The organism is Pseudomonas argentinensis, assembly GCF_001839655.2.
In the GTDB taxonomy this organism is placed as follows: Bacteria; Pseudomonadota; Gammaproteobacteria; order Pseudomonadales; family Pseudomonadaceae; genus Aquipseudomonas; species Aquipseudomonas argentinensis_B.
In genome coordinates this window covers 4,487,261-4,514,145 of sequence record NZ_CP056087.1, presented here as the reverse complement: position 1 = coordinate 4,514,145, position 26,885 = coordinate 4,487,261, and the positions used below count along the sequence as shown (strand labels likewise).

The 26,885-nt window shown below is 63.6% G+C and carries 23 protein-coding genes; 12 read left to right on the top strand and 11 right to left on the bottom strand.

The features are described from left to right. Positions 1-50: 50 nt before the first annotated feature. Together SA190iCDA_RS20380 and SA190iCDA_RS20375 are read right to left on the bottom strand one after the other, a co-directional pair. The gene (locus tag SA190iCDA_RS20380) at positions 51-989 is read right to left on the bottom strand and encodes a GGDEF domain-containing protein (protein WP_070887532.1); all 939 of its coding nucleotides are present in this window, start codon (positions 987-989) and stop codon (positions 51-53) included. 206 nt (positions 990-1,195) lie between these two features. Then, complete coding sequence (locus tag SA190iCDA_RS20375; RefSeq protein WP_070887531.1) at positions 1,196-1,849, bottom strand: alpha/beta hydrolase; 654 nt, start codon at positions 1,847-1,849, stop codon at positions 1,196-1,198. Between the two features lie 481 nt (positions 1,850-2,330). Here SA190iCDA_RS20375 and SA190iCDA_RS20370 point away from each other — a divergent pair, with 481 nt between their 5' ends. The 4 genes from SA190iCDA_RS20370 (at position 2,331) to SA190iCDA_RS20355 (ending at position 6,629) form a co-directional block, all read left to right on the top strand. Next, a complete protein-coding gene (locus SA190iCDA_RS20370; protein ID WP_070887530.1) occupies positions 2,331-3,359 on the top strand; it encodes an amino acid ABC transporter substrate-binding protein in 1,029 nt (342 codons plus the stop codon). Positions 3,360-3,423: 64 nt separating this feature from the next. Beyond that, positions 3,424-4,602: an amino acid ABC transporter permease gene (locus SA190iCDA_RS20365; protein ID WP_070887684.1), complete on the top strand. Its 1,179-nt coding sequence runs from the start codon at positions 3,424-3,426 to the stop codon at positions 4,600-4,602. 12 nt (positions 4,603-4,614) lie between these two features. Then, positions 4,615-5,712, top strand: coding sequence for an amino acid ABC transporter permease (locus SA190iCDA_RS20360; RefSeq protein WP_070887529.1), 1,098 nt, complete (start codon positions 4,615-4,617; stop codon positions 5,710-5,712). Between the two features lie 155 nt (positions 5,713-5,867). Beyond that, positions 5,868-6,629, top strand: coding sequence for an amino acid ABC transporter ATP-binding protein (locus SA190iCDA_RS20355; RefSeq protein WP_013790176.1), 762 nt, complete (start codon positions 5,868-5,870; stop codon positions 6,627-6,629). 934 nt (positions 6,630-7,563) lie between these two features. On the opposite strand, the gene mmsB is transcribed toward SA190iCDA_RS20355, so the two are convergent. Genes mmsB through SA190iCDA_RS20340 form a run of 3 tightly spaced genes read right to left on the bottom strand, consistent with a single transcriptional unit; the run spans position 7,564 to position 11,327 of the window. Next, the gene (gene mmsB / locus SA190iCDA_RS20350) at positions 7,564-8,448 is read right to left on the bottom strand and encodes a 3-hydroxyisobutyrate dehydrogenase (RefSeq protein ID WP_070887528.1); all 885 of its coding nucleotides are present in this window, start codon (positions 8,446-8,448) and stop codon (positions 7,564-7,566) included. Between the two features lie 10 nt (positions 8,449-8,458). Then, entirely contained in the window at positions 8,459-9,955 is a 1,497-nt protein-coding gene (locus tag SA190iCDA_RS20345) for a CoA-acylating methylmalonate-semialdehyde dehydrogenase (RefSeq protein ID WP_070887527.1), read from the bottom strand. Between the two features lie 19 nt (positions 9,956-9,974). Continuing rightward, complete coding sequence (locus tag SA190iCDA_RS20340; protein ID WP_070887526.1) at positions 9,975-11,327, bottom strand: MFS transporter; 1,353 nt, start codon at positions 11,325-11,327, stop codon at positions 9,975-9,977. Between the two features lie 104 nt (positions 11,328-11,431). On the opposite strand from SA190iCDA_RS20340, the gene SA190iCDA_RS20335 reads away from it, so the two are divergent. From SA190iCDA_RS20335 to SA190iCDA_RS20315, 5 genes are all read left to right on the top strand, one after another. After that, positions 11,432-12,376 carry a LysR family transcriptional regulator gene (locus SA190iCDA_RS20335; RefSeq protein WP_070887525.1) on the top strand — a complete coding sequence of 315 codons (945 nt, stop codon included), beginning with the start codon at positions 11,432-11,434 and terminating at the stop codon, positions 12,374-12,376. Positions 12,377-12,442: 66 nt separating this feature from the next. Further along, positions 12,443-12,949, top strand: a complete 507-nt coding sequence (locus SA190iCDA_RS20330) for a nuclear transport factor 2 family protein (RefSeq protein ID WP_070887524.1) — start codon at positions 12,443-12,445, stop codon at positions 12,947-12,949. Positions 12,950-13,053: 104 nt separating this feature from the next. Next, positions 13,054-13,764, top strand: coding sequence for a phosphatidylcholine synthase (pcsA, locus tag SA190iCDA_RS20325; protein WP_070887523.1), 711 nt, complete (start codon positions 13,054-13,056; stop codon positions 13,762-13,764). 7 nt (positions 13,765-13,771) lie between these two features. Next, positions 13,772-14,086, top strand: coding sequence for a GIY-YIG nuclease family protein (locus SA190iCDA_RS20320; protein ID WP_070887522.1), 315 nt, complete (start codon positions 13,772-13,774; stop codon positions 14,084-14,086). Positions 14,087-14,139: 53 nt separating this feature from the next. Next, positions 14,140-15,075 (top strand): glutathione S-transferase family protein, encoded by a 936-nt coding sequence (locus SA190iCDA_RS20315; protein WP_070887521.1) that lies wholly within the window; start codon positions 14,140-14,142, stop codon positions 15,073-15,075. Positions 15,076-15,425: 350 nt separating this feature from the next. On the opposite strand, the gene eutC is transcribed toward SA190iCDA_RS20315, so the two are convergent. The 4 genes from eutC to SA190iCDA_RS20295 form a co-directional block, all read right to left on the bottom strand. Continuing rightward, positions 15,426-16,235, bottom strand: a complete 810-nt coding sequence (gene eutC / locus SA190iCDA_RS20310; RefSeq protein ID WP_070887520.1) for an ethanolamine ammonia-lyase subunit EutC — start codon at positions 16,233-16,235, stop codon at positions 15,426-15,428. 9 nt (positions 16,236-16,244) lie between these two features. Next, a complete protein-coding gene (locus tag SA190iCDA_RS20305) occupies positions 16,245-17,639 on the bottom strand; it encodes an ethanolamine ammonia-lyase subunit EutB (RefSeq protein WP_070887519.1) in 1,395 nt (464 codons plus the stop codon). A gap of 204 nt (positions 17,640-17,843) precedes the next feature. Then, complete coding sequence (gene eat / locus SA190iCDA_RS20300) at positions 17,844-19,289, bottom strand: ethanolamine permease (protein ID WP_070887518.1); 1,446 nt, start codon at positions 19,287-19,289, stop codon at positions 17,844-17,846. 76 nt (positions 19,290-19,365) lie between these two features. Then, entirely contained in the window at positions 19,366-20,886 is a 1,521-nt protein-coding gene (locus SA190iCDA_RS20295) for an aldehyde dehydrogenase family protein (protein ID WP_236100928.1), read from the bottom strand. Positions 20,887-21,233: 347 nt separating this feature from the next. On the opposite strand from SA190iCDA_RS20295, the gene SA190iCDA_RS20290 reads away from it, so the two are divergent. Both SA190iCDA_RS20290 and SA190iCDA_RS20285 read left to right on the top strand, forming a co-directional pair. Beyond that, positions 21,234-22,325 carry an AraC family transcriptional regulator gene (locus SA190iCDA_RS20290; RefSeq protein ID WP_070887977.1) on the top strand — a complete coding sequence of 364 codons (1,092 nt, stop codon included), beginning with the start codon at positions 21,234-21,236 and terminating at the stop codon, positions 22,323-22,325. 317 nt (positions 22,326-22,642) lie between these two features. Next, positions 22,643-23,227, top strand: coding sequence for a DUF1349 domain-containing protein (locus tag SA190iCDA_RS20285; protein WP_070887978.1), 585 nt, complete (start codon positions 22,643-22,645; stop codon positions 23,225-23,227). Positions 23,228-23,471: 244 nt separating this feature from the next. On the opposite strand, the gene SA190iCDA_RS20280 is transcribed toward SA190iCDA_RS20285, so the two are convergent. After that, a complete protein-coding gene (locus tag SA190iCDA_RS20280) occupies positions 23,472-24,113 on the bottom strand; it encodes an HD domain-containing protein (protein ID WP_070887979.1) in 642 nt (213 codons plus the stop codon). 130 nt (positions 24,114-24,243) lie between these two features. On the opposite strand from SA190iCDA_RS20280, the gene SA190iCDA_RS20275 reads away from it, so the two are divergent. Next, positions 24,244-25,197, top strand: a complete 954-nt coding sequence (locus SA190iCDA_RS20275; RefSeq protein ID WP_070887980.1) for a GlxA family transcriptional regulator — start codon at positions 24,244-24,246, stop codon at positions 25,195-25,197. Positions 25,198-25,336: 139 nt separating this feature from the next. Here SA190iCDA_RS20275 and SA190iCDA_RS20270 read toward each other — a convergent pair whose 3' ends face one another. Beyond that, positions 25,337-26,800 carry an efflux transporter outer membrane subunit gene (locus SA190iCDA_RS20270; RefSeq protein ID WP_070887981.1) on the bottom strand — a complete coding sequence of 488 codons (1,464 nt, stop codon included), beginning with the start codon at positions 26,798-26,800 and terminating at the stop codon, positions 25,337-25,339. Positions 26,801-26,885: the final 85 nt, after the last annotated feature.

The following is a 26,885-nucleotide window of genomic DNA, read 5'->3' as shown; positions in this document are numbered from 1 at the left end:
GGGCTTTCCGAAAAGCGGTTGCCTTTAGCCTGGCACGCGCTCGCGGCAATTCAATGACAGAGCCGGTTGCGGCCGCTGTTCTTGGCCCGGTAAAGGGCCTTGTCGGCCCGAGCGATCAGGCCGGCGAGGCCATCGCGGGCGGCCATCTGCGCCAGCCCCAGGGAGATGGTCACGCCCGGCTGGGCGCCCAGGGGTGAATAGAAGGAGCCGATGCGCTCCAGGCTCTCGCGCAGGCGCTCGGCCACCTCGACGGCCTGCTGCATCGCCAGCTCGGGCAACAGCACCACGAATTCCTCACCGCCATAGCGCACCAGGCTGTCACGTGCCCGGAGCTGGCGGCGCAGGGTATGGGCGACCAGGCACAGTGCATAGTCGCCCGCCAGGTGGCCGTGCTGATCGTTGTAATCCTTGAAGTGGTCGACGTCGAGCATCAGCAGGCACAGCGGCTGCTTGTCGATCACGCAGCGCGCCCGCTCGCGCTCGAACACGTGCTCCAGCCAGCGGCGGTTGAAGGCTCCGGTGAGCTTGTCGACGTTGGCGTTCTGTTCGCTGTTGATCAGTTGCCGGTTGCCCTGGCGCACACGATCACAGAGTACCTTGAGCAGGTTGTGCATCATCTGCGGCGATTGCTGGAACAGCGAGTTGAGCGCGTCGCGGTGCAGGCGCAGCACGCTGCTGGGCTCGGTGGCCACCACGTAGGCGCTGGGGTGCTCGTTATCGAGGAAGCTGATCTCGCCCGCACAGTCGCCGGGCCCCAGGGTGGTAACCGGCTGGTTGTCCAGCGAGCCCAGGTACACCTTGAGGCTGCCAGTGACGACTATATAGAGGTACTGGTTGCGATCGAACGGCGAGAGCAGCACTTCGGCCGCGTCCAGTTCGCAGGGGCGAAAGGCGTCGAGCAGCCGGTTGAGGCTACCGAGCGCTACCTTGTCGAACAGGCGCAGCTGGCGAATCTGCTGCAGGTCGGTTTGCCAGTGGGCCGCCTTCATGGCATCAGCATCCTTGCTCGAAACGCCTAACGATGGGCATCGCTAACGCTCCCATGGGTCGATGACGGCGTTCGTGATCAATGAACGGGTCTCATTGCGGTGACAGTAGCGTTCGCCACCCGGGCTGACAATCGTCTTGCGACCTGCGCACGACCGGCGGCACGGGGACTGTGAAGGCCGTCACAGGCGCGCCGCCAAAACCCGCGTTACAGACGGGCCGCGAGCCAGGCGGCGATATCCCGTAGCTGCTGCGGTAACACTTCGTGGGCCATCGGATACTCCTGCCAATCCACGCAGACGCCACGGCCCTGCAGCCAGTCGTGAGCGGTGCGGCCCATGCTCGGCAGCACCACGCCATCCCTGTCGCCGTGCAGGCAATAGACCGGTATGGCGCGCTGGGCGTCGCTCAATTGCAGCTCGTCCGCAAAGCTCGGTGCATAGGTCGACAACGCCAGCACGCCGCCCAGTGGCCCCTGCCAGCGCAGAAAGGCGGTGTGCAGCACCACCGCGCCACCCTGGGAAAAACCGGCCAGGAAGATGCGCTGCGGGTCGATGCCGTCGTCTCGCTGCGCCTCGATCAGCTCGATGACCTGCTGGGCCGACTGCTCGAGCTGTTCGCGATCGATGGCCCTGGCCGGGCTCATGGCCAGAATGTCGTACCAACTGGGCATCGCGTAGCCGCCGTTGATGGTCACCGCACGGGTGGGCGCCTGTGGCAGTACAAAGCGCGTGCTGCGCAGCGCTTGCTGCAGCGCCTCGGCGACCGGCTGGAAATCGAAACGGTCTGCACCCAGACCGTGCAGCCAGATGACGCACGAATCGGCGGGAAGTGGGGGCTGCAGTAGCAATGTGGTATCCATGTGTTGCTCCAATGTGGGGCCTGTGCATTATTTTGGTGCGTGACTGTTTTCCGTCACTGTACTGATCCATGAACTAGATGTCGCAAGATTACAACTTTGCCCCCTTGACCCGTCCATCTCTCGAGTAAAAACAGCCTGTGGTATGGCCTTTGCTATGTAACGGAGGACTGATGTCGTCGGGCCAGCGTGGTAACACCACGCCGGGCCGCGGAGCAGACGGGAAAGCCGATTTGATGGGATTTCCAAAAGGTTCGCCGGGCGCTGCATGCCCGTCGATGTGCAAATTCGCGATCCGTCTCGGGCCCGTTCACCAACGGGTTGGTGCCAACGCCGATGACCTGCTTTCGAATGGGTCACGGCACTGGCGCCGAGGTCAGGTCGCCGGTCTACACTGTTGCTGCCTACAGTGACGACATGCCCCAAAAGGGTACGGCGATCGGGCTGAGACTCCAACACAACAAAAGCAACCGGAGAATGTTCAATGAAGATGGTTAAAACCACCCTGGCGATGTTGACCGCCGCCGCCGTTCTGGGCGCTGCAGGCATGGCTCACGCCGGTGCTACCCTGGACGCCGTAAAGAAGAAGGGCTTTGTACAGTGTGGCGTCAGTGACGGCTTGCCGGGTTTCTCGGTGCCGGATGAGAAGGGCAACTACCAGGGCATCGACGTCGATATCTGCCGCGGTGTGGCCGCAGCAGTGCTGGGCGACGCGACCAAGGTCAAGTACAGCCCGCTGACCGCCAAAGAGCGTTTCACCGCTATTCAGTCCGGTGAAGTCGACGTGCTGTCGCGCAACACCACCTGGACCAGCTCCCGCGACGGCGGCATGGGCCTGGTGTTCACCGGCGTGACCTACTACGACGGCATCGGCTTCCTGGTCAACAAGAAGCTGGGCGTTGCCAGCGCCAAGGAACTGGATGGCGCGACCATCTGTATCCAGGCGGGCACCACCACCGAGCTGAACGTCTCCGACTACTTCCGCTCGAACGGCCTGAAATACACCCCGATCACCTTCGATACCTCCGACGAGAGCGCCAAGTCGCTGGAAGCCGGCCGTTGCGACGTGCTGACCTCCGACCAGTCGCAGCTGTACGCACAGCGCATCAAACTGGGCGCGCCGGATGACTGGGTGGTACTGCCGGAAGTGATTTCCAAGGAGCCGCTGGGCCCGCTGGTTCGTCGTGGCGACGAAGACTGGATGGCTATCGTCAAATGGACCCTGTTCGCCATGCTCAATGCCGAAGAGCTGGGTGTCGACTCCAAGAACGTCGAAGCCCTGGCCAAGGAAACCAAGAACCCTGACGTCGCCCGTATGCTGGGTGCCGACGGTGAATACGGCAAGGATCTGAAGCTGCCGAAGGACTGGGTCGTCCAGATCGTCAAGCAGGTCGGTAACTACGGCGAAGTCTTCGAGCGCAACATCGGCAAGGGCAGCGAGCTGAAAATCGAGCGTGGTCTCAACGCTCTGTGGAACAAAGGCGGTCTGCATTACGCACCACCAGTGCGTTGATTGGCCTGTCGCCCGGCAGATCCCTGCCGGGCGATTTTCGTTGCGTTATACCTGGGGCATTCCCATGCAGAAAAACATCGGCGCACCGCAGGGGTTCTCCCTTAGCGATCCACGTGTGCGCGCCTGGCTATTCCAGATCATTACCGTTGTGGCCGTGGTCGCAATGGGCTGGTTCCTGTTCAGCAATACACAGACCAACCTGCAACACCGGGGCATCACCTCGGGCTTCGATTTCCTCGAGCGCAGTGCCGGCTTCGGCATCGCCCAGCACCTGATCAGCTACACCGAAGCGGACAGCTATGCCCGCGTGTTCGTGATCGGCCTGCTCAACACCCTGCTGGTGTCCTTCATCGGTATCGTGCTGGCCACCATCCTCGGCTTCGTCATCGGTGTCGCGCGCCTGTCGCCGAACTGGATGATCAGCAAGCTGGCGACCGTCTACATCGAGATCTTCCGCAACATTCCGCCGTTGCTGCAGATTCTCTTCTGGTACTTCGCCGTGCTGCTGCCGCTGCCCGGACCCCGTGCCAGCATCAATCTGGGCGACAGCTTCTTCCTCAGCAATCGCGGCCTGAACATGCCGGCTGCCGAGGCGACCGGTGCGTTCTGGCCGTTCGCGATCGGCCTGGTGGTCACCATCGTGGCCATCGTGATGATGACCCGCTGGGCCAACAAGCGCTTCGAAGCCACCGGCCAGCCGTTCCACAAGTTCTGGGTCGGCTTGGGCATGGCGATCGTCATCCCCACCCTGGTCGCGCTGGTTTTCGGCAGCCCGCTGCACTGGTCGGTACCGGAGCTCAAGGGCTTCAACTTCGTCGGCGGCTGGGTGATGATCCCTGAACTGCTGGCGCTGACTGTCGCGTTGACCGTCTACACCGCGGCGTTCATCGCCGAAAACGTGCGCTCCGGGATCAACTCGGTGAGCCACGGCCAGACCGAAGCCGCCCGCTCCCTGGGCCTGCGCCCCGGCCCGACGCTGCGCAAGGTGATCATCCCGCAGGCCATGCGCGTGATCATTCCGCCGCTGACCAGCCAGTACCTGAACCTGGCGAAGAACTCGTCCCTGGCCGCCGGTATCGGCTACCCGGACATGGTGTCGCTGTTCGCCGGTACCGTACTCAACCAGACCGGTCAGGCCATCGAGGTGATCGCCATCACCATGAGCGTCTACCTGGCGATCAGTATCAGCATTTCCCTGCTGATGAACTGGTACAACAAGCGCATCGCGCTGATCGAGCGGTGAGGACCTAGCGCAATGAGCACTCATACTTTCAAACCGGATCTGCCGCCACCGAGCGCCAGCGTTGGCGCGCTCGCCTGGATGCGCAGCAACCTGTTCTCCAGCTGGCTCAACACCCTGCTGACGCTGTTCGCCATCTACCTCGTCTGGCTGATGGTGCCGCCGCTGCTCAAGTGGGCGTTCATCGACGCCAACTGGGTGGGCACCACCCGCGCCGACTGCACCCAGTCGGGCGCCTGCTGGGTGTTCATCCAGGCGCGCTTCAGCCAGTTCATGTACGGCTTCTACCCCAGCGAACTGCGCTGGCGCGTGGACCTGACCGCGGTGCTGGCGATTGTTGGCGCCGCGCCGCTGTTCATCTCCAGGTTCCCGCGCAAGGCCGTCTACGGCATCGCCTTCCTGGTGGTCTATCCGGTCGTCGCCTGGTGCCTGCTGCACGGTGGCGTGTTCGGCCTGGACACCGTGGCGACCAGCCGCTGGGGCGGCCTGATGCTGACCCTGGTGATCGCCGCGGTCGGTATCGCCGGTGCACTGCCGCTAGGCATCCTGCTGGCGCTGGGGCGTCGCTCCAACCTGCCGGCGGTGAAGGTGGTCTGCGTGACCTTCATCGAGTTCTGGCGTGGTGTGCCGCTGATTACCGTACTGTTCATGTCCTCGGTGATGCTGCCGCTGTTCCTGCCGGAAGGCATGAGCTTCGACAAGCTGATGCGCGCACTGATCGGCGTGATCCTGTTCCAGTCGGCCTACATCGCCGAAGTGGTACGTGGCGGTCTGCAGGCGATTCCCAAGGGGCAGTACGAAGCAGCCGGCGCCATGGGCCTGGGCTACTGGCGGATGATGGGTCTGGTGATCCTGCCGCAAGCGCTCAAGCTGGTGATCCCGGGTATCGTCAACACCTTCATCGCCCTGTTCAAGGACACCAGCCTGGTGATCATCATCGGCCTGTTCGACCTGCTCAACAGCGTCAAGCAGGCGGCTGCCGACCCGGCGTGGCTGGGCATGGCGACCGAAGGCTATGTGTTCGCCGCCCTGATTTTCTGGATTTTCTGTTTCGGTATGTCCCGCTATTCCCTCCATCTGGAGAGAAAGCTGGACACTGGCCACAAGCGTTAGGGGCTGTTCAGCATTTGCTGCGCGTCGGCCAGGCGGCGTTGAAAACACTCTCGGGATGCTCATGTACAGCCGTACACTCCGCTCCCTCGACTGTTTTCGCCTGGCCTGGCTGTAGCTCGCTAAATCCTGAATCAGCCCCTCGAGAGGAGTGAATTATGAGTGAAGCAAACAAGCAACCCAGCGCCGAGCCGATCATTCAGCTGCAGGGCGTGAACAAGTGGTATGGCCAGTTCCACGTTCTCAAGGACATCAACCTGGACGTGCGCCAGGGCGAGCGTATCGTGCTGTGCGGCCCGTCGGGCTCGGGCAAGTCGACCACCATCCGTTGCATCAACCGCCTGGAAGAACACCAGGCCGGCCGTATCGTGGTCGATGGCACCGAGCTGACCCGGGACCTCAAGGACATCGAGACCGTGCGCCGCGAGGTGGGCATGGTGTTCCAGCACTTCAACCTGTTCCCGCACCTGACCGTGCTGCAGAACTGCATCCTGGCGCCGATGTGGGTGCGCAAGATGCCCAAGCGCAAGGCCGAGGAAATCGCCATGCACTACCTGGAGCGCGTACGCATTCCGGAGCAGGCGCACAAGTACCCGGGGCAGCTGTCCGGTGGCCAGCAGCAACGTGTGGCCATCGCCCGCGCGCTGTGCATGAAGCCCAAGATCATGCTGTTCGACGAGCCCACCTCGGCACTCGACCCGGAAATGGTCAAGGAAGTACTCGACACCATGATCGGCCTGGCTCAGGACGGCATGACCATGCTCTGCGTGACCCACGAAATGGGCTTCGCCCGCACCGTGGCGGACCGGGTGATCTTCATGGACAAGGGTGAGATCGTCGAGCAGGCCGAGCCGAACGCCTTCTTCGACAACCCGCAGAACGAGCGTACCAAGCTGTTCCTGGGGCAGATCCTGCACTAAGGACGGGTGAGCAGGGCGCAGGCACGAGTCTGCGCTTTTCCGGAACACCCATAAAAACGCCGGGGCCTGAGCCCCGGCGTTTTTATGGGTCTTCGCATTGTTTGGGCAGCGTGCGGATTGACACCGGACTGGCAAATCAGTGTGTTGGCTCGTTAGGTGTTTTGGACGCCGCTGCGTTGTGTGCAGAAATTTCTTGTTTCGCCCCATCGGGCGACTCACTTTTCTTTGAAGTGCGCAAAGAAAAGTAAGCAAAAGAAAGCGCACCCCATCATCCGGCCCCGGCTGCGCCGGGGTTCGTGAGTTCCATCGTCGCTCCGAGGGTCGGCTTACAAGGGCCATCCCTGGCCCTTTAAGCCTCTCGCGGCATCCATGCCGCTCGCCCCTTTACGCAACGACTCCACTCACCCTCCTGAAGGGGACAGTCGCGCGCCTGCACGACCGGGCATGCTTTTGGGGATGCACGGGATAGCATCCAGGTCAGCCCCAAGGCTGACCCCATGTTCAAGCACGCAAAGCTCTGGTGAACTACCTCCGATTCCGGGGGCGTGCAGAGCCCGTCCAGGAGGGCGAATGGAATCGTCGTGGAAGAGGCTGAGCGGCATGGATGCCGCGAGAGCCGCGATGGGCCATGGATGGCCCTTCGCGGCGGGCCTCTGGAACGGCGATGGAGTGAGCGAACCCCGGCGCAGCCGGGGCCGGATGATCGGGCGGAGGGTTTTGGTTACTTTTGCCCGCAAAAGTGACTCGCCCGAAGGGCGAAACGGAAGACCTCAGCAGAGCGCTGATAAGCAGTTAAGAGCCGAAAAACACCCGCACTCAACCAAACTTGCCAGTCCGGTATCAAGACTGACTTCCCGAGTTTCCGCGAGGAACCTTTTTGGGGGCGGTAATACGCTCAGTCCTTTGCGCGCATTGCCGTGCATCACGACTTGTCCTAAGGCTTCAGGTAGCTGTTGATGATCGCCGAGAAATCCAGCCCACCATGCCCATCGCAGCTAAAGCGCTGGTAGAGCTGCTGGGCGAGGGCGCCGAGTATCACCGGTTGCCTGATCTGCCGCGCTGCCTCGGTGGCCAGGCCCAGGTCCTTGAGCATCAGGTCGGTGCCGAAGCCGCCGCTGTAACCCCGCGAGGCCGGTACGTTGTCGAGTACGCCGGGGTAGGGGTTGTTGGTGTCCGAACTCCAGCAGCGCCCGCTCGAGGTGTTGATGATGCCCGCCAGCACCTTGGCGTCGATGCCCAGCGAGACCCCCAGCGCCATGGCCTCGGCAACGCCGATCATGGAGATGCCGAGCAGCATGTTGTTGGCCACCTTGGCGACCTGGCCGTTACCGCTGCCGCCGCAGTGCACGATGTTGCGGCCCATGCTCGCGAGGATCGGCTGCGCCCGGGCAAAGTCCGCCTCGGCGCCGCCAACCATAAAGGTCAGGGTGCCGGCCGCCGCGCCGCCGGTGCCACCCGACACCGGGGCATCGAGCATCGGGTTGCCGTGGGCGGCGGCCGCCTTGGCGACTTCCCGGGCGGCCAGCGGGTCGATGGTAGACGAGTCGATCAGCAGCACGCCCGGCGCGACCTTGGCCAGCAATCCCTCGGCGCCGAGGTAGACCGCCTTCACATGGGCCGAGGCCGGCAGCATGGTGATGACCATTTCCGCGTCCTGCAAAACGCCGCAGGCGGTCTTGGCACCAGTGGCACCGGCTTCCACCAAGGCCGCGACGGCGCTGGTGGAGAGGTCGAAGACGCGCAGCGAATGACCCGCCTTGAGCAGGTTGTGGGCCATTGGCGCACCCATGTTGCCCAGGCCGATAAATCCGATATTCATGGTCGTCGCCTCACTTCAGGGTGATGGTGGTATTCACCGCACCGCCGACGTCGCTCTCGTCGAACCAGCGCTGGGTCACGGTCTTGGTCTGGGTATAGAACTGCACCACCTGCTTGCCGTACGGGCCCAGGTCGCCGAGCTTGGAAGCCCGCGAGCCGGTGAACGAGAACATCGGCACCGGCACCGGAATCGGCACGTTGATGCCCACCTGGCCGACGTCGATCTCTTCCTGGAAGTGCCGGGCCGCGGCGCCGGAGCGGGTGAAGATCGCCGTGCCGTTGCCATTGGGGTTGGCGTTGATCAGCGCGATGGCCTCGTCCAGGGTGGTGGCGTGCACCACGCACAGCACCGGGCCGAAGATCTCCTCGCGGTAGATGCTCATCTGCGGCGTCACCCCAGCGAAGATGGTCGGGCCGACGAAGTTGCCCCGCTCGTAGCCGGCAACGGATGGATTGCGCCCGTCGAGTACCAGGCGGGCGCCTTCGCGGGTGCCGCGGTCGATCAGGCTGCTGACCCGGTCCAGCGCCGTGCAGGAGATCAGTGGGCCGACATCGGTGCCGTTCTCCATGCCGCCGCCCACCTTGAGGGTCTCGGCCTTGGCGACCAGGTCCGGCAGCCAGCCCTGGGCCTCGCCCACCAGAATCACCACCGACAGCGCCATGCAGCGCTGCCCGGCAGCGCCGAACGCGGCGCCGGCCAGGTTGTTCAGGGTCTGCTCCTTGTGGGCATCGGGCAGCACGATGGCGTGATTCTTGGCGCCCATCATGCATTGCACGCGTTTGCCGGCCTGGCTGGCGCGGTTGTAGACGTGGGTGCCGACGCGGGTCGAACCGACGAAGGACACCGCCTTGATATCCGGGTGATCGCAGATCGCGTTTACCGCGTCCTCGCCGCCATGCACCACGTTGAGCACGCCGGGGGGCACGCCGGCTTCCAGGGCCAGCTCGCACAGGCGCATGGTCACCATCGGGTCCTGCTCCGATGGCTTGAGCACGAAGGTGTTGCCCGTGGCGATGGCCATGGGGAACATCCACAGCGGGATCATCGCCGGGAAGTTGAACGGGGTGATGCCGGCGCACACGCCCAGCGGTTGCAGCAGGGTGTAGGTATCCACGCCGCCGGCCACGTTGTTGGCCAGCTCGCCCAGTTGCAGGTTGCCGATGCCGGCGGCATGCTCGACCACCTCCAGGCCACGGAACACGTCGCCCTCGGCGTCGGCGAGGGTCTTGCCCTGTTCGGCGGTGAGAATGGCCGCCAGCTCCTTCATGTTTTCGCGGATCAGTTGCTGGTACTTGAGAAAGATCCGCGCGCGAGTGCCGATGGGCGTCTTGCGCCAGGTCTTGAAGGCCTGGCTGGCGCTGGCCACCGCGGCGTCGATTTCCTCGCCGGTGGCCAGGGGCACCCGGGCCAGCACTTCCTGGGTGGCCGGGTTGACGACATCGCGCCACTGCTGGGTGCGTGACTCGACGAATTCGCCGTTGATAAGCAGCTTGACGGTAGCGGTCATGGTTCGATCCTTTATTCGATCAACGGGCGCGCAGGGGCACGGGGCGTGTGGTATCCAGCGTGGGGCTGGCGATTGCCTGGCGGGGCGGGTCGCTACGCATCAGGGCGGTACAGCCCAGGGCGACCAGGCCCATGCCGATCAGGTAGGCGATCACGTAGCGCGGGCTGCCGTCGGCGGCGGCCAGCAGGCTGGTGGCGATCATCGGTGCGAAGCCGCCACCGAGCACCCCGGCCAGCTGCACCGACAGCGAGATGCCGCTGTAGCGGATCTCCGCTGGGAACTGGCGGGCGAACAGCAAAGATTCCGGCGCATAGAGAATCGGGAACACCACGCCCACCGCCAGCACCATGGCCCACCACACCAGCAGCGGCTCGCGGGTGCCGAGCATGGCGAAGAACGGGTAGACGAAGGCGCACAGCAACAGCAGGCCGGTGAAGTACAGGCGCTTCTGGCCGACACGATCGGACAGCCAGCCGCAGAACGGCATGGTCGCCAGCGACAGCGCAGCACCGGCGGTGATGGCGTGCAGCACGTCGGCCCGGGGAATCTGCAGTTGGTTGGCGGCGTAGGCGAGGGCGAAGGTGACCGCCATGTAGAACCAGGCGTTCTCGGCGGTGCGCGCACCGATGATGGTCAGGGTGGCGCGTGGGTGTTTACGCACCACTTCCACCAGCGGCAGGCTGACGCGGCGGTTCTGCTGCTTGAGCTTCTCGAAGTCCGGTGACTCGGCGACCTTGACGCGGATCAGCCAGCCCACCGCCAGCAGCACCACGCTGGCCAGGAACGGCAGGCGCCACCCCCAACTGAGCATCTGCTCCTCGGGCAGCGTGGCGACCGCGCCCATGGCCAGGGTGGACAGCACCAGGCCGGCACCCACGCCGGTCTGTGGCAGGCTGCCATAGAAGCCTTTCTTGCCTTCCGGGGCATGTTCGACGGCCATCAACACCGCGCCGCCCCATTCACCACCCACCGCCATGCCCTGCAGAAAACGCATGACCACCAACAGCGCCGCGGCCCAGTAGCCGATCTGCTCGTAGGTGGGCAACAGGCCGATGGCGATGGTCGGGATGCCCATCATCAGCAGGGTGAGCATCAGCATCGACTTGCGGCCGATGCGGTCACCGAAGTGACCGAACAGGATGCCGCCCAGGGGCCGACCGATAAAGCCCACCGCGTAGGTGGCAAAGGCCGCCAGCACGCCGGTGATGGGATCGAGGGTGGGGAAGAACAGCTTGTTGAAGACCAGGGCGGCGGCGGTGCCATAGAGAAAGAAGTCATACCACTCGATGGTGGTACCCGCCATGCTGGCCAGGCCAGCGATACGGTAGTGCTTGCGGCCGGCAGCCGGCCCTTGAGCGTGAGAGTCGTTCATGAGTTGCCTGCTTTTTGTTTTTGTCGTAGGAACTTGAAACGTCAACGGATCTTAGTATAGGTATGCAAACTTTCTGTTCCAGCACCTAAAAAGACAGGTTCGTTATGCAAAAAAGCATGATGTCGGCCGGCCAGATGAATTGGGACGACCTCAAGTTCTTCCTCGAGGTGGCGCGCACAAGTACCGCAAGTGGCGCCGCCAGGCGCCTGGGAGTGGACTACAGCACCGTGTCGCGGCGTATCGGCGCCCTGGAAAAGGCGCTCGGCACACTATTGTTCGAGCGCTCAAGGGCCAGCGGCTTCGTGCTGACCAGCGAAGGGCAGCACCTGCTGGGTTATGCCGAGGCCCTGGAAAGCACCCTGCAGACCGCCTGCGAGCAGGTGTCGGGTGCCAGCCTGGCACTCTCGGGCCACGTGCGCATCGGCTCGACCGAGGGCTTTGGCAGCTACTTCGTGGCGGCCCAGCTTGGCGGCTTTCAGGATATCTACCCGAATATCGCCATCGACCTGTTGCCGGTGCCGCACTTCATCAGCCTGTCGCGCCGCGAGGCGGATATCGCCATCTCCCTGGAGCGCCCGGAACGCGGGCCCTACGTCTGTTCCAGACTGTGCGACTACGCCCTGAAGCTGTATGCCACACCCGAGTACCTGGACCGGCACCCGCCGATCCGCCAGATCGGCGACCTGGGCCGGCATTCGTTCATCACCTACGTCGATGACCTGGCATTCAGCCCCGAGCTGCTCTACCTCGAAGGCATCGTGCCCAATGCCAGCAGCACGCTGCGCAGCACCAGCGTGGTGGCCCAGTACCTGGCCACCTTGCAGGGGCGGGCGCTGGCGATCCTGCCGTGCTTTCTGGCCGGCCCGGATGCCCGGCTGGTCGAGGTGCTGCCTAGTGAGGTGAAGGTCACGCGGCAGTTCTGGCTCTACTACCGGGAGGATCTGCGCAAGCTCAAACGCATCACCCTGGTGGCCGATTACCTGCGCGCCTGCGCCGAGCGCAATCGCGCCTTTCTGCTCGGTGATAGCGCCGAGATGGCGTTTGCGTGACTTATCTGCCCATGGCGGTCACGCACGGCTCGGGCGATACTTCGGCCCACTTCCGGAGGTCATGCCATGTCTGCAGAAAACGCCCAGTTGATCACCCGTTTCTACCAGGCGTTCCAACGCCTCGACGCCGAGGAAATGGCGCGTTGCTACGCGCCGGACGTGCGTTTCAGCGACCCGGCCTTCGGCGAGTTGAACGGTGACGATGCCCGTGACATGTGGCGCATGCTCACCGCCCGTGCCAAGCAGTTCTCCCTGACCTTCAGCGAGGTGCAGGGCGATGCTACTGGCGGTAGCGCCAACTGGGTGGCCACCTACCTGTTTCCGCAGACCGGGCGCACCGTTGTCAACCGCATCCACGCCTCGTTCGTGATTCGTGACGGGCTGATCGTCGAGCACCGCGACCACTTCGACATGTGGCGCTGGGCCGCTCAGGCACTGGGTTTTCAGGGCATGCTGATCGGCTGGACGCCGTTGCTCAAGAACAGCGTGAGCAAGCAGGCGCGTAACGGTCTGCGGCAGTTCCAGGCCGCCCGTGCGTCAGACGGGCAGCACGGCGGAGAAGCGCGCGGCTGAACGGAGTGGTACGCTCTCCGGTCAGAAGTTCATCGATGAATGGCCGAGTGCATGTAAAGCCTTCGTTCATCGACTGAAAGCCCGTCCGCCAGAGTATTTCGATCATGAGTGTTATGTCCCTATCCCCCCGTAAAGCCAAGGCCTGGAGCGTGCACGCGGTCACCGCGAGCGGAGTCATCCTCGGTATGCTGGCGTTGCTTGCATTGATCGAAGGGCGGGCGGAAAGCTGCCTGCTGTGGTTGGGGCTGGCGCTGTTGGTCGATGGCCTGGACGGCACCCTGGCGCGCAAGTACGACGTGAAGGTGGTATTGCCGCATTTCGACGGCTCTACCCTCGACCTGGTGATCGACTACCTCACCTACGTGTTCATCCCGGCGATCTTCGTCTATCGCTTCATTCCGCTGCCCGAATACACACTGCTGCTGTCGGTGGGCGTGATCCTGCTGTCGTCGCTGTTCTGCTTCTGCAACGTCAACATGAAGAGCAAGGACAACTACTTCGTCGGCTTCCCGGCCGCCTGGAACGTGGTGGTGGTGTACCTCTACCTGCTCGACTTCGAGCCCTGGGTCACCTTCGCGGTGATCATGGTGCTGGCCGGCCTGACCCTGACCCGCATGAAGTTCCTGCACCCGTTCCGGGTCAAGCAGTTCATGCCGATCAACATCGCCGTGACCATGGTGTGGATGTTCGCCTGCGCCGGGCTGATCCTGCAGTTTCCCGCCCAGCCGGTGTGGCTGCTGGTCCTGTGGGGCCTGTCCTCGGCGTACTTCGTGGGCATGTGCGTGTGGCGTTCGGCCCGCGAGTGGTTCGCCTGATCGCGCGATGAGCGTCAGCGCCGATAAACCCTGGTTCGTCTACCTCGTGCGCGCCGCCAACGGCGCGCTGTATTGCGGCATCAGTGACGATCCGCAGCGGCGCTTCGCCCAGCACCAGAGCGGCAAGGGCGCCCGCTTCTTCTTCTCCAGCCCGGCGGTGGCCCTGGTCTACAGCGAAAGCTGTGTGGGCAGGGGCGATGCCTTGCGCCGCGAGCGGGCGATCAAACGCCTCGGCAAGGGCGCCAAGGAGGCCCTGGTGGCCACCGGCAGCCTGATGCATGTGCTTGATGAACAGCCATCAGCCCCACTGGAATCTACCTAACGCCATCAGGAAGCTGAGTTAAGCTGGGTACTCATCCGTTCCCGGAGGCTTCCATGTCTGAGCTGATCCTGCACCATTATCCCACCTCGCCCTTCGCCGAGAAGGCCCGCCTGCTGCTGGGCTTCAAGAACCTCGCCTGGCATTCGGTGCAGATTCCGCCGGTGATGCCCAAGCCGGACCTCACCGCCCTGACCGGTGGCTACCGCAAGACACCGGTGCTGCAGATCGGCGCCGACATATACTGCGATACCGCCCTGATTGCCCGTCGCCTGGAGGCCCATCAGCCGCAGCCGGCATTGCTGCCCGGCGCCCAGGCATTCGCCATCGCCACCTTCGCCCAATGGGCCGACTCGGTGGTGTTCCAGCATGCGGTGAGCCTGGTGTTTCAGCCCGAGTCCATCGCCGTACGGTTCGCCAAGGCGCCACCGGAGTTCCTGCAGACCTTTATCGCCGACCGCAGCAAGCTGTTCTCGGGCGGCCAGGCCACCCGGATGCCGGCCGAGCAGGCCAAGCACCAGTGGCCCGGGTTCATGGCACGGTTGCAGGCACAGCTGGAGGCCAGCGGCGGCCAGTTCCTGTTCGGCGAGCCGAGCCTGGCCGATATCGCCATGGCGCACCCCTTGTGGTTCCTGCGTGCAACTCCGGTGACCTCACCGCTGGTCGATGGCTACCCGGCGGTGGTCGCCTGGCTGGATCGGGTGCTGGCGTTCGGGCATGGCAAGTCCGACGAGATGAGTGGTGAAGCTGCAATCGAGGTGGCGCGCGCGGCCACGCCTGCGCCGCTGCCGGAGGAGGCGTTCACGGATCCCAATGGTTTTGTCAGCGGCCAGGCCGTCGCCATCTCGGCGATCGACTACGGCGTGGAGGCCGTGGAAGGGGAGCTGCTGTTCGCCGGTGCCGAGGAACTGATCCTGCGCCGCGAAGATTCCCGCGCCGGCGTCGTGCATGTGCACTTCCCAAGGCTGGGGTTTCGTATCGAGGCGCGCTGAGCATTCGCGGCTGCCTAGTGGAAGAGCAGGCACTGGCTCACTCTTGTGGGAGCGGGCCATGCCCGCGAAAGATCACGGGCATGGACTAGGCGTCCCCGCCCGTTCCCACAAGTACTGCGAAATGGCCGCATTTAGTTTTCCGGGCCGAGAATAAGCGGGCCGTGTAGGTGCAACCCATTACCAGCCTGGTTTCGCATCACGGCATGTTGATCGGTCGAAAAATCGATAAAGATCGCGGCTAAAGCCCCTCCTACAACCGGCGTCAACCGTGGGAGCGGCTTTAGCCGCGAGGGGGTTGAGAGTCGGCTCGTAAGCTGGCGTGTGCGGATAACGCATCGCCCACGCCAGCTTCAACGCTGGTCCGGCAGCAAAAAATTCCCCGGCCCTTCACCTTCCAGCGTCGGCACTTCGGCTTCGTCTTTCAGCTCGACGCCCGACAGCTGGCGGCGACAGGCCTCGCGCATCAGGTACATCAGGCGAAAGGTCGCCATGCCGTAGCTCAGGCCCTCCAGCCGCACATTGGAGATGCAGTTGCGGTAGGCGTCGTTGAGGCCGACCCGTGGCGCGTAGGTGAAATACAGCCCCAGGCTGTCCGGCGAGCTGAGGCCGGGGCGTTCGCCGATCAGGATCACCGTCATCTTCGCGCCCAGCCTTTCGCCTATCTCATCGGCCACCGCCACTCGGCCCTGTTCGACCAGGGTGATGGGCGCCAGTTTCCAGCCTTCTTCGCCAACCTGTTCCAGCAGCCTTTCCAGAAACGGCAGGCTGTGGCGGCGCACGGCCAGGGACGACAGACCATCGGCAATGACGATGGCCAGGTCGTAGCCACGGCCTTTTTCCTTCGTGTAGTCGTCCAGGACGGTGGCGGACTCTTCGTTCAGGCGCCGGCCCAGGTCCGGGCGCTGCAGATAGATATGCCGATCCGCCGCGGCACTTTGCACCAGCAGCGTATCGAGGCCGCGCCCCCGCAGCTCGTCGCCCAGGCCTGCGTGGTCGAAGGGCAGGTGCACGGCGTCGCGCGCCTGGGCGTGGGCGAACTGGAAATCCAGCTGGGCGGCGGTCGGCAGGCTGGTGCCGGCGCGGCCCAGGGCGATACGGGCCGGGGTCAGCTGGCGCAGCTGCTGCCAGGGGTTGGGCGTAGCGGGGGACTTATCGGACATGGCGACCTCTCAAGCCAGTTGCGCCAGGGCCTGGCGAAATGCCGGCGGCAGCTCATTGCCCATGCTCAGGCGGCCGCCCTGTTGCTGGAAGATGCCCATGCGTGCCAGCCAGGCCTCGAACTCTGGCGCCGCATGTAGGCCGAGCACCTTGCGGGCGTACAGGGCATCATGGAACGAGGTGGTCTGGTAGTTGAGCATCACGTCGTCGGAGCCGGGAATGCCCATGATGAAGTTGATGCCGGCGGTGCCGAGCAGGGTCAGCAGGGTGTCCATGTCGTCCTGGTCGGCTTCGGCGTGGTTGGTGTAGCAGATGTCGCAACCCATGGGCACGCCGAGCAGCTTGCCGCAGAAGTGATCCTCCAGGCCGGCACGGATGATCTGCTTGCCGTTGTACAGGTACTCGGGGCCGATAAAGCCGACCACGGTGTTGACCAGAAACGGATTGTAGTGCCGGGCCACCGCGTAGGCGCGGGTTTCGCAGGTCTGCTGGTCGACGCCATGATTGGCGTTGGCCGACAGCGCGCTGCCCTGGCCGGTTTCGAAGTACATCAGGTTGTTGCCCAGGGTGCCGCGCTTGAGGCTCAGGCCGGCTTCGTAGCCTTCCTGCAGTACCTTGAGGGTCACGCCGAAACTGGCGTTGGCCGCCTCGGTGCCGGCGATCGACTGGAACACCAGGTCCAGCGGCGCACCGCGTTCGATGGCGGCGATGGAGCTGGTGACGTGGGTCAGCACGCAGGACTGGGTGGGAATTTCGTAGCGCTGGATGATCGCATCGAGCATGTCCACCAGCGCGCGAATCGAGCTGGCGCTGTCGGTGGCCGGGTTGATGCCGATCATCGCATCACCGTTACCGTAGAGCAGGCCGTCGAGAATGCTGGCGGCGATGCCTGCCGGGTCGTCGGTGGGGTGGTTGGGCTGCAGGCGCGTGGACATCCGCCCGCGCAGGCCCATGGTGTTGCGAAACTGGGTCACCACACGGGTCTTCTGGGCGACCAGCACCAGATCCTGCACGCGCATGATCTTCGATACCGCCGCGGCCATTTCCGGGGTCAGCCCCGGTGCCAGGGCGTTCAGGCTGGTTTCGTCGGCGGCGTCGCCGAGCAGCCAGTCACGCAGGCCGCCCACGGTCAGGTGGCTGACCGGCGCGAAGGCCTCGGCATCGTGGGTATCGACGATCAGCCGGGTGACCTCGTCCTGTTCATAGGGGATGACCGCCTCCTGCAGGAAATGCTTGAGCGGCACATCGGCCAGGGCCATCTGCGCCGCAGCACGTTCGGCATCGCTCTGCGCAGCCACTTCGGCCAGGTAGTCGCCGGAGCGCGCCGGGCTGGCCTTGGCCATCAGTTCGCGCAGGCTGTCGAAGCGCCAGGTCATGTTGCCGATGGTATGGGTGAAGCTAGCCATATCATTTCTCCCGGACACCTCTAAAAAACTACCTGGGTTGTCATCGCTGCGTTGAAAACAGGCTCGTGCGCGAGTCCGATCGGAATGCTCATGTACAAAGGTACACTCCGCTTCCTTGCCTGTTTCGCCTTACGCTGACTGCCTCGCCTAGGTTTTTAGACGTGTCCTCATTGTCGTGGCCGCCGGAGCGGCCAGCCGGGCCAATCAGCGCAGGGAGCGTTCGGCGGCCTGGATGGCGGCGAACTCTTCCTCCGGTGTGCCGGACACCAGGTGGTGACGGCTATACAAGGCGAAGTAGGCAATGAATAGAGCGTAGATGATGGCGGCGCCGATCACGACGCGCAGGTCGACCAGGAAGCAGGCCACCAGCGCCACCGCTGCCAGCACCAGCGCCACCGACGACGTCAGCACGCCACCAGGGGTGCGATAGGGGCGTGGCATGTCAGGGCGACGGCTGCGCAGGGTGATGTGCGCCGCCATCATCAGCACATAGGACACTGTGGCCCCGAATACCGCGACCAGAATCAGCAGGTCGCCTTGGCCGGTCAGCGACAAGCCGAAGCCGATGATGCCCGGTACGATCAGCGCCATCACCGGCGCCTTGTTGCGGTTGGTCAGCGACAGGCTGCGTGGCAGGTAGCCGGCGCGAGACAGGGCGAAGATCTGCCGCGAGTAGGCGTAGATGATCGAGAAGAAGCTGGCGATCAGACCCGCCAGGCCGACCAGGTTGACGAACTGGCTCATCCAGGTTGAACCGCCGTAGACCTTGACCAGCGATTCGACCAGCGGGTTGCCCGAAGCCACCAGCGACTGGGCGCCGGCAGCACCCGGGCCGACCAGCAGGATCAGCCCGGCAAACACCAGCAGCACCAGCACGGCGCCGATCAGGCCACGTGGCAGGTCGCGCTTGGGATCCTTGGTTTCTTCGGCGGCCAGCGGCACGCCTTCGACCGCCAGGAAGAACCAGATGCCGTAGGGCAGGGCAGCCCAGATGCCCAGGTAGCCGAACGGCAGGAAGCTGCTGGCGCCATTGGCATCGGTCGCCGGGATGTCGAACAGGTTGGCGACCTGGAAGTGCGGTGCCATGGCGACGATGTACAGGCCCAGGGCGATGGCCGCCACGGCGGTGATGGCGAACATCAGCTTCAGCGCTTCACCGGCACCGAGGATGTGGATGCCGATGAACACCACGTAGAACACCAGGTAGATGATCCAGCCGCCGATGCCGAACAGCGACTCGCAGTAGGCGCCGATAAAGCAGGCGATGGCCGCCGGCGCAATGGCGTATTCGATCAGGATCGCCGTGCCGGTCAGGAAGCCGCCCCAGGGGCCGAACGCGGTGCGGGTGAAACCGTAGCCGCCACCCGCGGTGGGGATCATCGACGACAGCTCGGCCAGCGAGAAACACATGCACAGGTACATGGTCGCCATCAGCAGCGTGGCGATGAACATGCCGCCCCAGCCGCCCTGGGCCAGGCCGAAGTTCCAGCCGGCGTAGTCGCCGGAAATCACGTAGGCCACACCGAGGCCGATCAACAGGATCCAGCCGGCGGCGCCCTGCTTCAATTGCCGGTTGGCAAAGTACTCGGCGCTGACCGCTTCGGTTTCCACACCGCCTTGCGAGGGTGTGGCGATTGTCTCTTTGGACATGTTGGGACTCCTTCATGCCCGCCACGGGGTGGCGGGCGCCGCTTTAAGGGTTGGCTGTCTAGGGCAAATCGGCAGATCAGAAGAAGCCCAGCGGGTTGATGTCGTAGCTGATCAGCAGGTTCTTGGTCTGCTGGTAGTGGTCGAGCATCATCTTGTGGGTTTCGCGCCCGACCCCGGACTTCTTGTAGCCGCCAAAGGCAGCGTGCGCCGGGTACAGGTGGTAGCAGTTGGTCCATACCCGGCCGGCCTTGATGCCACGGCCCATGCGGTAGGCGCGGTTGATGTCGCGGGTCCACACGCCGGCGCCCAGGCCGAACTCGGTGTCGTTGGCAATGGCCAGGGCTTCGGCTTCGTCCTTGAAGGTGGTCACACCGACCACCGGGCCGAAGATTTCCTCTTGGAACACGCGCATTTTGTTGGTGCCCTTGAGCAGGGTCGGCTGGATGTAATAGCCGCCCGCCAGATCGCCCTTGAGCTTCTCGGTGGCGCCGCCGGCGAGCAGCTCGGCGCCTTCCTGCTGGGCGATCTCCAGGTAGCCGAGGATTTTGTCGTACTGCTGCTGCGAGGCCTGGGCGCCGACCATGGTGTCGGTGTCCAGCGGGTTGCCGCGCTTGATGGCCTTGATCTTCTTCATCACCTCGTTCATGAACGGCTCGAAGATCGACTCCTGCACCAGCGCTCGGGACGGGCAGGTGCACACTTCGCCCTGGTTGAAGAAGGCCAGCACCAGGCCTTCGGCGGCCTTTTCGATAAAGGCCGGCTCGGCCCCCATGATGTCTTCGAAAAAGATGTTCGGGCTCTTGCCGCCCAGCTCCACGGTGCTGGGGATGATGTTGGCGGCGGCGCATTTCATGATGTGCGAGCCGACCGGGGTGGAGCCGGTAAAGGCGATCTTGGCGATGCGCGTGCTGGTGGCCAGGGCCTCGCCGGCCTCGCGGCCATAGCCCTGGACGATATTGAGCACACCCGGTGGCAGCAGGTCGCCGATGATTTCGGCCAGCAGGGTGATCGACAGCGGCGTCTGCTCGGCAGGTTTCAATACCACGCAGTTACCCGCCGCCAGGGCCGGCGCCAGCTTCCAGGCGGCCATCAGCAGCGGGAAGTTCCAGGGGATGATCTGCCCCACAACGCCCAGGGGCTCGTGGAAGTGATAGGAGGCGGTGTGCTCGTTGATCTCGGCGGCGCTGCCTTCCTGGGCGCGGATGCAGCCGGCGAAGTAGCGGAAGTGGTCGGCGGCCAGGGGCACGTCGGCATTCAGGGTCTCGCGCACCGCCTTGCCGTTGTCCCAGGTCTCGGCCACGGCCAGCAGTTCGAGGTTGGCCTCGATACGGTCGGCGATCTTCAGCAGGATCAGCGCGCGATCCTGTACCGAGGTTTTGCCCCAGGCATCGGCGGCGGCGTGGGCGGCGTCCAGGGCCTTGCCGATGTCCTTGGCGTCCGAGCGGGGGAATTCGCCGATGGCCGAGGCATCCACCGGGCTGGTGTTGGTGAAGTACTGACCGCCCACCGGCGCGACGAACTCGCCGCCGATGTAGTTGCCGTAGCGCGGCTTGAGGGTGACGACGGCGCCTGCGGTACCGGGTTTGGCATAGATCATTGACGTTCTCCCATTGCGAGTTCTTGTAGTTTTCAGGGCGGGTCGCGAGCACGACCGGGGCTCGCGTTGAACTATGAGACGAATTCATGGGGCCGACTTGACGCTAGGCGAGGCTGGCTGTTCTGCAAAGTCAAATTTGCAGAGCGGCTCGAAGCTTGTCGCGCTGGGTCAACTGCCGCTGCTCTGTTTCGGTGCGGGTGTTTCCGAATGACCCGTTTCGGGGCTTTTGCAAAGAGGTTCGAAAGGACGCTACGGCGCAGATCTCCGCAGGGAAGGGGGTCTTGGCGGCTCGTTCAATGACGGCGTAGTTCTTGCTTTCAGACATAAATTGTCACCAAGGAGGCGCCATGAGCTCGGTTCTTGTCCAGCCTGACCTGTCCGCCGGTTTGTCCTTCATGGCCGGCGGGCCAACCAATACAGGTGTGCTGGCCGCTGCGGCCAGCGGCTTGTGCGGCTTTATCGAAAAGCACGGCGGCGATCCGGATCGTATCCTCGGCGTTTCCGGTATCGACCCCGAATCCCTGCGCCACCCCACCTTGAGCCTGGCCTTGCCCAATTACTGCCAGGTGCTGGAGGAGGCGTCGCGCCAGTCCGGCTGCGACAACTTCGGCCTGTACTACGGTCAGCAATTCAAACCGCAAGCCTTGGGGCTGCTCGGCTATATCGGCCTGTGCTCGGCCACCGTCGAGCAGGCTCTGATCAACTTCGCCCGCGCCTTTCCGCTGCACCAGCGCAACAGCCTGATCCGCCTGGTGGACGAGGGCGAGTGCTACCGCTTCGACTACCAGGTGCGCCACGGCGCGATTCTGTGTCGCCGTCAGGATGCCGAGTTGACCCTGGGTATGGCCCTCAACCTGGTGCGCCACGTGCTCGGCCCGCAGTGGGCGCCACGCGCGGTGCACTTCGAGCATCCGCGCCCGGAGCACTGGCACGAGCACTGCAAAGTCTTCGATGCGCCGGTGTACTTCGAGCAGCCGTTCAACTCCCTGGTCATCCCCAAACGCGGCCTGGATCGCGCCATGCCGCAGAGCGACCCCATCCTGCTGCTGGTGATGCAGGACTCGCTCAGCCAACTCAGCAACCTGAGCGGGCGCGGTGAGCGGGACCTGGCCGACGACGTGCGCGAGCAGATTCGCCAGCAATTGCTGATGGGCGAGCCGGTGCTGGAACTGGCGGCCGAACAACTGGGCATGAGCAGTTGGTCACTGCAGCGCCGCCTGCGCGACCAGGGGCTTACCTTCTCCGCGATGGTCGACAAAGTGCGTTGCGAACTCGCCACCCACTACCTGCGCCAGCACCAGCTGCCCATCTCCAACCTGGCGCCGCTGCTTGGCTACTCGGAAGTCAGCGCCTTCTCCCGCGCCTTCCGCCGCTGGTTCGGTGTCAGCCCGAGGCAGTGGCGGCATGAGAGCGATGGGGTGGGCGGGCGTCGTCACTGAGTGACTGGCTGTGTGGCCCGCCAATGGGCGTCTCGCAAAAGAGCTGGATTGGTTTTTGGTTTTGGCTGCCATTAGCCAGAAAACCAATACGCCAGCTCCCTTCTATGGCACCCGTTCCATGCGGTGCATCTAAACCGGTTCCCGTCCAGAACGGGGAAACGAAGTCCCCGTCCCTCGAGTCTGAAACCCTACCAGGCAAATGTCGGCAGCGAGTCTTGACCGAGGTGCAGGGTTCGGCCGACTTTGCATGGGGTTGCTGATCGCTTTTCGAGCGGCCGGTATAAACGCCCTTATCTCGTCTCGCATGGAGCCTGCGTATGAATATCGATTTTAGACGTGGCCAATGGCTGAATCGTCCCGCCACCTCAGCGGTTTCGGAACACAACCTGACGATTACAACCGATCCAGAAACGGATTTTTGGCGCGAGACCCACTACGGGTTCACCCGCGACACGGGACACTTTTTAGGCATCGCCACCGCCGACGAATTCACGGCGACAATCCGCATTCAGGGCGAATTCCGCTCTTTGTACGACCAGGCAGGCCTGATGGTGCGTATCGACGAGAAGCGTTGGGTAAAGACCGGGGTGGAGTTTACCGACGGGCAAGCGTTTCTCAGCACCGTCGTTACCGACGGAAAATCGGATTGGTCGGTCTCACAGCCGTTCAAGGAGCTGGAAGACTTCTATATCCGCGTCACCCTTTCCAATGGCGCGATGCGTATCCAGGCGTCCCGCGACGGCAGCTTCTGGCCGCTGCTGCGGCTGGCCCCGTTTCCGGTTGCCAGTACCTACCAAGTCGGCCCCACGGCCTGTACCCCGGAACGAAGCGGGCTTGTTGTCCGCTTCTCGGAGTTTGCAATTAACCCGGCCATCAGCAAAGCCCTTCACGACCTGACGTGATGGCGCGATAGCGCCGTGCCGACAGGGTGGCCCTTCGAGCATAGAAAATGGGGGCTGATTAATTTATTGAGATCAGGGTCAGCCCGCGCCGATTGCTGCCGGTTAGGGCTGGCAGCAATCGGCCAGAAGCGAACGGTCAGGTTCGCTGCTCAAGCGCTGGCAAGGTTTATCGTTTCAACACCCTCTCTTGTTCTGCTTCCTTTTTGCGAAAGGCTGCTTTCACTGTCTGAACGAGTGCTGCCGCTTAGCTTGGCCACTGCGAGTGGCGGATAACACTGCAGAAGTTACCCGGCTGGAAGCGCGGATCCTTATCGGCCAAAACATCAGCTTTGACATTACCGAAGGTGCTTTCGGGCTTGTGTTTGATGCCGTCGTAGAAGGCTTGAATGATTTCTTCCTTGAAAGCTGCGCCGCGGGGATGCTCCTGGGTTATGGCTTGTCGCTCCGAGTCGCTGTACTGGCTGTAGGTCAGGCCTAATACATCCATTTCCACCCCGGCAGTGACCAGGGCAACGACCGGGTGCATATGCTGGGGAATGCCTGGCGTCGTATGCAGGGCGATTGAGGTCCAAACCGTGTCGATGTCTTGCTGGGCGATGCCGCGCTGTTGCAGAAAATCACGTGCAGCGTTTGCGCCATCGACCTCGAAACGCTCACAGGCACTGCTGTGCTGGTGGGTCAGGCCCATGTCGTGAAACATACAGCCGCAGTAGAGCATCTCGGGGTCGAACGCCAACCCTCGGCGCTTGCCTGCTAGGGCGGCGAAATAGAACACTCGGCTGGAATGGTGAAAAAGCAGCGGGGACGCTGTGTCGCGCACGCACTCGGTGATGTCACGGGTCAGTTGGCTATCGGGGATGGCGATACCGCCTATGTTCAGGGTCACGTTCAGGCTCCAGGAAAGAAGGATTGGCAGCCCCAGTGTTATCGCCTATCGTTATGTCCTCAATTGATGTAATACGTCATATTCTGCCATTTCGTGTGATGGCGAGACACCTGTGAGGTTAGCGCCTGCCATGCGTAAAACGGTCGCCATTCTGGCCCTGCCGGGAGTGCAGCTACTGGACGTATCCGGCCCGCTCGATGTGTTCGCTCAGGCGAACCTAGAGGTTCGGCAGTCGGTTTACAATCTGCGGGTTATAGCCTGCGAGGCAGGGCCGATCACCAGTTCTTCCGGCGCGCGTCTGTTGCCGGACGTTGTCGCTGGTGAGTCCATGGAAGCGCTTGATACCTTCATCGTCGCCGGTGCGCCGCATGCATCGACTCTATATTACAAGGCAGAACTGCTAGCCTGGATGCGCTCCAGTTCCGAACAGTCGCGCCGCTTTGGCTCCGTATGCACCGGTGCGTTCGCCCTGGCCGCAGCGGGCTTGCTCGATGGCCGTCGGATTACCACGCATTGGGCCTCGGTCGACGCCATGCTGTTACAGTATCCAGAGGTAATGGTCGAAGCTGATGCCTTGCACGTACGTGATGGCAAGCTGCGTACCTCAGCTGGGGTTACGGCCGGGCTCGATCTGGCGTTGTCGCTGGTTGAAGAAGACCTTGGGCGCGATGTAGCGATGCGCGTCGCCTCGCAATTAGTAATGTTCTTCAAGCGCCCTGGCGGGCAGCAACAGTTCAGTCGCAAAAGCGAAGTAGCACCCGCCGGGCGGTCAGTTATTCAAGAGGTGCAACGCTGGGTGGCTGCTAACCCAGCCATGGTGCATTCAGTTGAGGCGCTGGCAGACCATGTCGGTCTGAGCCCTCGACATTTCGCCCGCTTGTTCCACGCACAGGTCGGTGTCACTCCTGCTGTGTGGGTTGAAACTGCGCGAGTTGACGCAGCGAGAAAGATATTCGAAATGGCTAATGAGGCGCCCAAACAAGTGGCAGCCAAATGTGGTTTCACTAACATCGACACCTTTCGGCGTGTTTTCCGAAAACATACAGGTGTTACACCAGCGGACTACCGCAAGCGAAACGCATAGCAACGCCTCCACCGTCATGCTTCGACCGAGGATAGATTGCAAGGGCGATGCGATCTTTTAAATCCGGTGGGCGTCTCCTTTTGGCCGATTGCAGCCGGTGACGACAGGCAGCTACAGGCCAAAAGCAGGCTTCAACTATTCACCGTTCAAAGGCGCGGCCATCTGCCAGTTGTTCGGGATTCCAGCCTCCTCCTAGAGCACGGTATGCGGCGATTGCCGCGCGTGCGGATTCGATCTGGGCTTGCGCCCTGGCGTCGGAGGTGCGCAGCAGGGTCTGGTGGGCGTTGAGCACGTCGATCAGGCTGGCGGCGCCGTTCTGATAGGCAATGAATGAAGACTGCCGGGCGCTTGCCAGGGAGGTTTCGCCGGCCATCAGGGTAGCCGCCTGGGTTTCGCGGTTGACCAGCGCCGAGAAGGCATTCTCCACATCCTCGCTGGCCATCAGCACGGACTGTCTATAGGCCGCGAGCGCTTCGGCTTCCCGGCCCTTGGCGCCGTCGATCTGGGCGTTGATACGCCCGAAGTCGAATAGCCGCCAGCGCAGGCCCAGCACGCCTGCCGATTGCGCGGCGCCAGCGCTGAAAAGGTTGCCGCTTTGCGTGGTGGCACTGCCGAACAGGGCGCTGAGTGAGAATTTCGGGTAGTACTCGCTGATCGCCTCGCCGATACGCGCATTGGCGGCGACCAGTCGGCGCTCTGCGGCGATCAGATCCGGCCGGCGGCGCAGCAGCTCAGCGGGCGTGCCCGTGGCGGTGAGCTGCGGCGCACGTGGAATGACGCCTGCGTTGGCAAGTTCGGCGCGGTGGGTGCCCGGCGCGCTGCCGAGCATCACGTCCATCGCGTTCATGGCTGCATCGATGCCCGTCTGCAAGACCGGCACGCTGGCCCTAACTTGCGAGAGCTCACCTTCGGTCTGTTGCACCTGATAATCGGCGGCCAGGCCGCGCGCGTGCAGCAGGCGCACCTTTTCCAGCAACGCCTGCTGGGTGTCGACCTGCCGCTCGGCAATCGCCAGGCGCGCCTGCAGGCCGCGGATGCTGGTGTAGACGTCGGCAGTTTGCGCGGCAACCGCCAGCCGTGTGGCGACGACGCCGGCTTCGGACGCCTGGTAGTCCGCCAGAGCGGCTTCCCTGCCTCGGCGCAGGCCGCCAAATACATCCAGTTCCCAGCTTGCTTCGAGGTTGACCTCGTAGCTATTACCATAGCGGTCGTAGCCGGGCGTGGCGTCCAGCACCCGGCCCAGGGGCTTTTCCACCGACTGATAGGCGCGTGCGGCCTGGCCGTTGACCGTGGCGGAGGGAAGCAGCGCCGCATTGGCAGCGCCCAGGCCGGCGCGGGCTTGCAGGACGCGGGCCCGGGCCTGGGCGATGTCGAGGTTCTGCGCCAGGGCTTCGTCGATCAACGCACTCAGCTGGGCGTCGCCGAAGCCCTCCCACCAGCGGGCGAAACTGGCGGGTGCCGGCGCAGCTCGCCGTTCCACGGCGGCCTGCCCGAGGTAATGGTCGGCCAGTGGCGCGTCCGGGCGATGGTAGTCCGGGCCGACCGCGCAACCCGCCGCCAGGCTGGTGCTGATCACGAGGGCAAGGGGGCGCAAGGCAGGCATGGGAATTCTCGTAGGCGAAAATAGATAGTGACTATATTATAGATTGGTCACTTGCTGTCAATCAGCTCACCGTGGAGTTAAGCTC

Bases quoted from the DNA above. Each gene is read 5' to 3' on its own strand.
- SA190iCDA_RS20380 (WP_070887532.1), bottom strand. From the start codon at position 989: ATGAAGGCGGCCCACTGGCAAACCGACCTGCAGCAGATTCGCCAGCTG.
- SA190iCDA_RS20375 (WP_070887531.1), bottom strand. From the start codon at position 1,849: ATGGATACCACATTGCTACTGCAGCCCCCACTTCCCGCCGATTCGTGC.
- SA190iCDA_RS20370 (WP_070887530.1), top strand. From the start codon at position 2,331: ATGAAGATGGTTAAAACCACCCTGGCGATGTTGACCGCCGCCGCCGTT.
- SA190iCDA_RS20365 (WP_070887684.1), top strand. From the start codon at position 3,424: ATGCAGAAAAACATCGGCGCACCGCAGGGGTTCTCCCTTAGCGATCCA.
- SA190iCDA_RS20360 (WP_070887529.1), top strand. From the start codon at position 4,615: ATGAGCACTCATACTTTCAAACCGGATCTGCCGCCACCGAGCGCCAGC.
- SA190iCDA_RS20355 (WP_013790176.1), top strand. From the start codon at position 5,868: ATGAGTGAAGCAAACAAGCAACCCAGCGCCGAGCCGATCATTCAGCTG.
- mmsB (WP_070887528.1), bottom strand. From the start codon at position 8,448: ATGAATATCGGATTTATCGGCCTGGGCAACATGGGTGCGCCAATGGCC.
- SA190iCDA_RS20345 (WP_070887527.1), bottom strand. From the start codon at position 9,955: ATGACCGCTACCGTCAAGCTGCTTATCAACGGCGAATTCGTCGAGTCA.
- SA190iCDA_RS20340 (WP_070887526.1), bottom strand. From the start codon at position 11,327: ATGAACGACTCTCACGCTCAAGGGCCGGCTGCCGGCCGCAAGCACTAC.
- SA190iCDA_RS20335 (WP_070887525.1), top strand. From the start codon at position 11,432: ATGCAAAAAAGCATGATGTCGGCCGGCCAGATGAATTGGGACGACCTC.
- SA190iCDA_RS20330 (WP_070887524.1), top strand. From the start codon at position 12,443: ATGTCTGCAGAAAACGCCCAGTTGATCACCCGTTTCTACCAGGCGTTC.
- pcsA (WP_070887523.1), top strand. From the start codon at position 13,054: ATGAGTGTTATGTCCCTATCCCCCCGTAAAGCCAAGGCCTGGAGCGTG.
- SA190iCDA_RS20320 (WP_070887522.1), top strand. From the start codon at position 13,772: ATGAGCGTCAGCGCCGATAAACCCTGGTTCGTCTACCTCGTGCGCGCC.
- SA190iCDA_RS20315 (WP_070887521.1), top strand. From the start codon at position 14,140: ATGTCTGAGCTGATCCTGCACCATTATCCCACCTCGCCCTTCGCCGAG.
- eutC (WP_070887520.1), bottom strand. From the start codon at position 16,235: ATGTCCGATAAGTCCCCCGCTACGCCCAACCCCTGGCAGCAGCTGCGC.
- SA190iCDA_RS20305 (WP_070887519.1), bottom strand. From the start codon at position 17,639: ATGGCTAGCTTCACCCATACCATCGGCAACATGACCTGGCGCTTCGAC.
- eat (WP_070887518.1), bottom strand. From the start codon at position 19,289: ATGTCCAAAGAGACAATCGCCACACCCTCGCAAGGCGGTGTGGAAACC.
- SA190iCDA_RS20295 (WP_236100928.1), bottom strand. From the start codon at position 20,886: ATGATCTATGCCAAACCCGGTACCGCAGGCGCCGTCGTCACCCTCAAG.
- SA190iCDA_RS20290 (WP_070887977.1), top strand. From the start codon at position 21,234: ATGAGCTCGGTTCTTGTCCAGCCTGACCTGTCCGCCGGTTTGTCCTTC.
- SA190iCDA_RS20285 (WP_070887978.1), top strand. From the start codon at position 22,643: ATGAATATCGATTTTAGACGTGGCCAATGGCTGAATCGTCCCGCCACC.
- SA190iCDA_RS20275 (WP_070887980.1), top strand. From the start codon at position 24,244: ATGCGTAAAACGGTCGCCATTCTGGCCCTGCCGGGAGTGCAGCTACTG.
- SA190iCDA_RS20270 (WP_070887981.1), bottom strand. From the start codon at position 26,800: ATGCCTGCCTTGCGCCCCCTTGCCCTCGTGATCAGCACCAGCCTGGCG.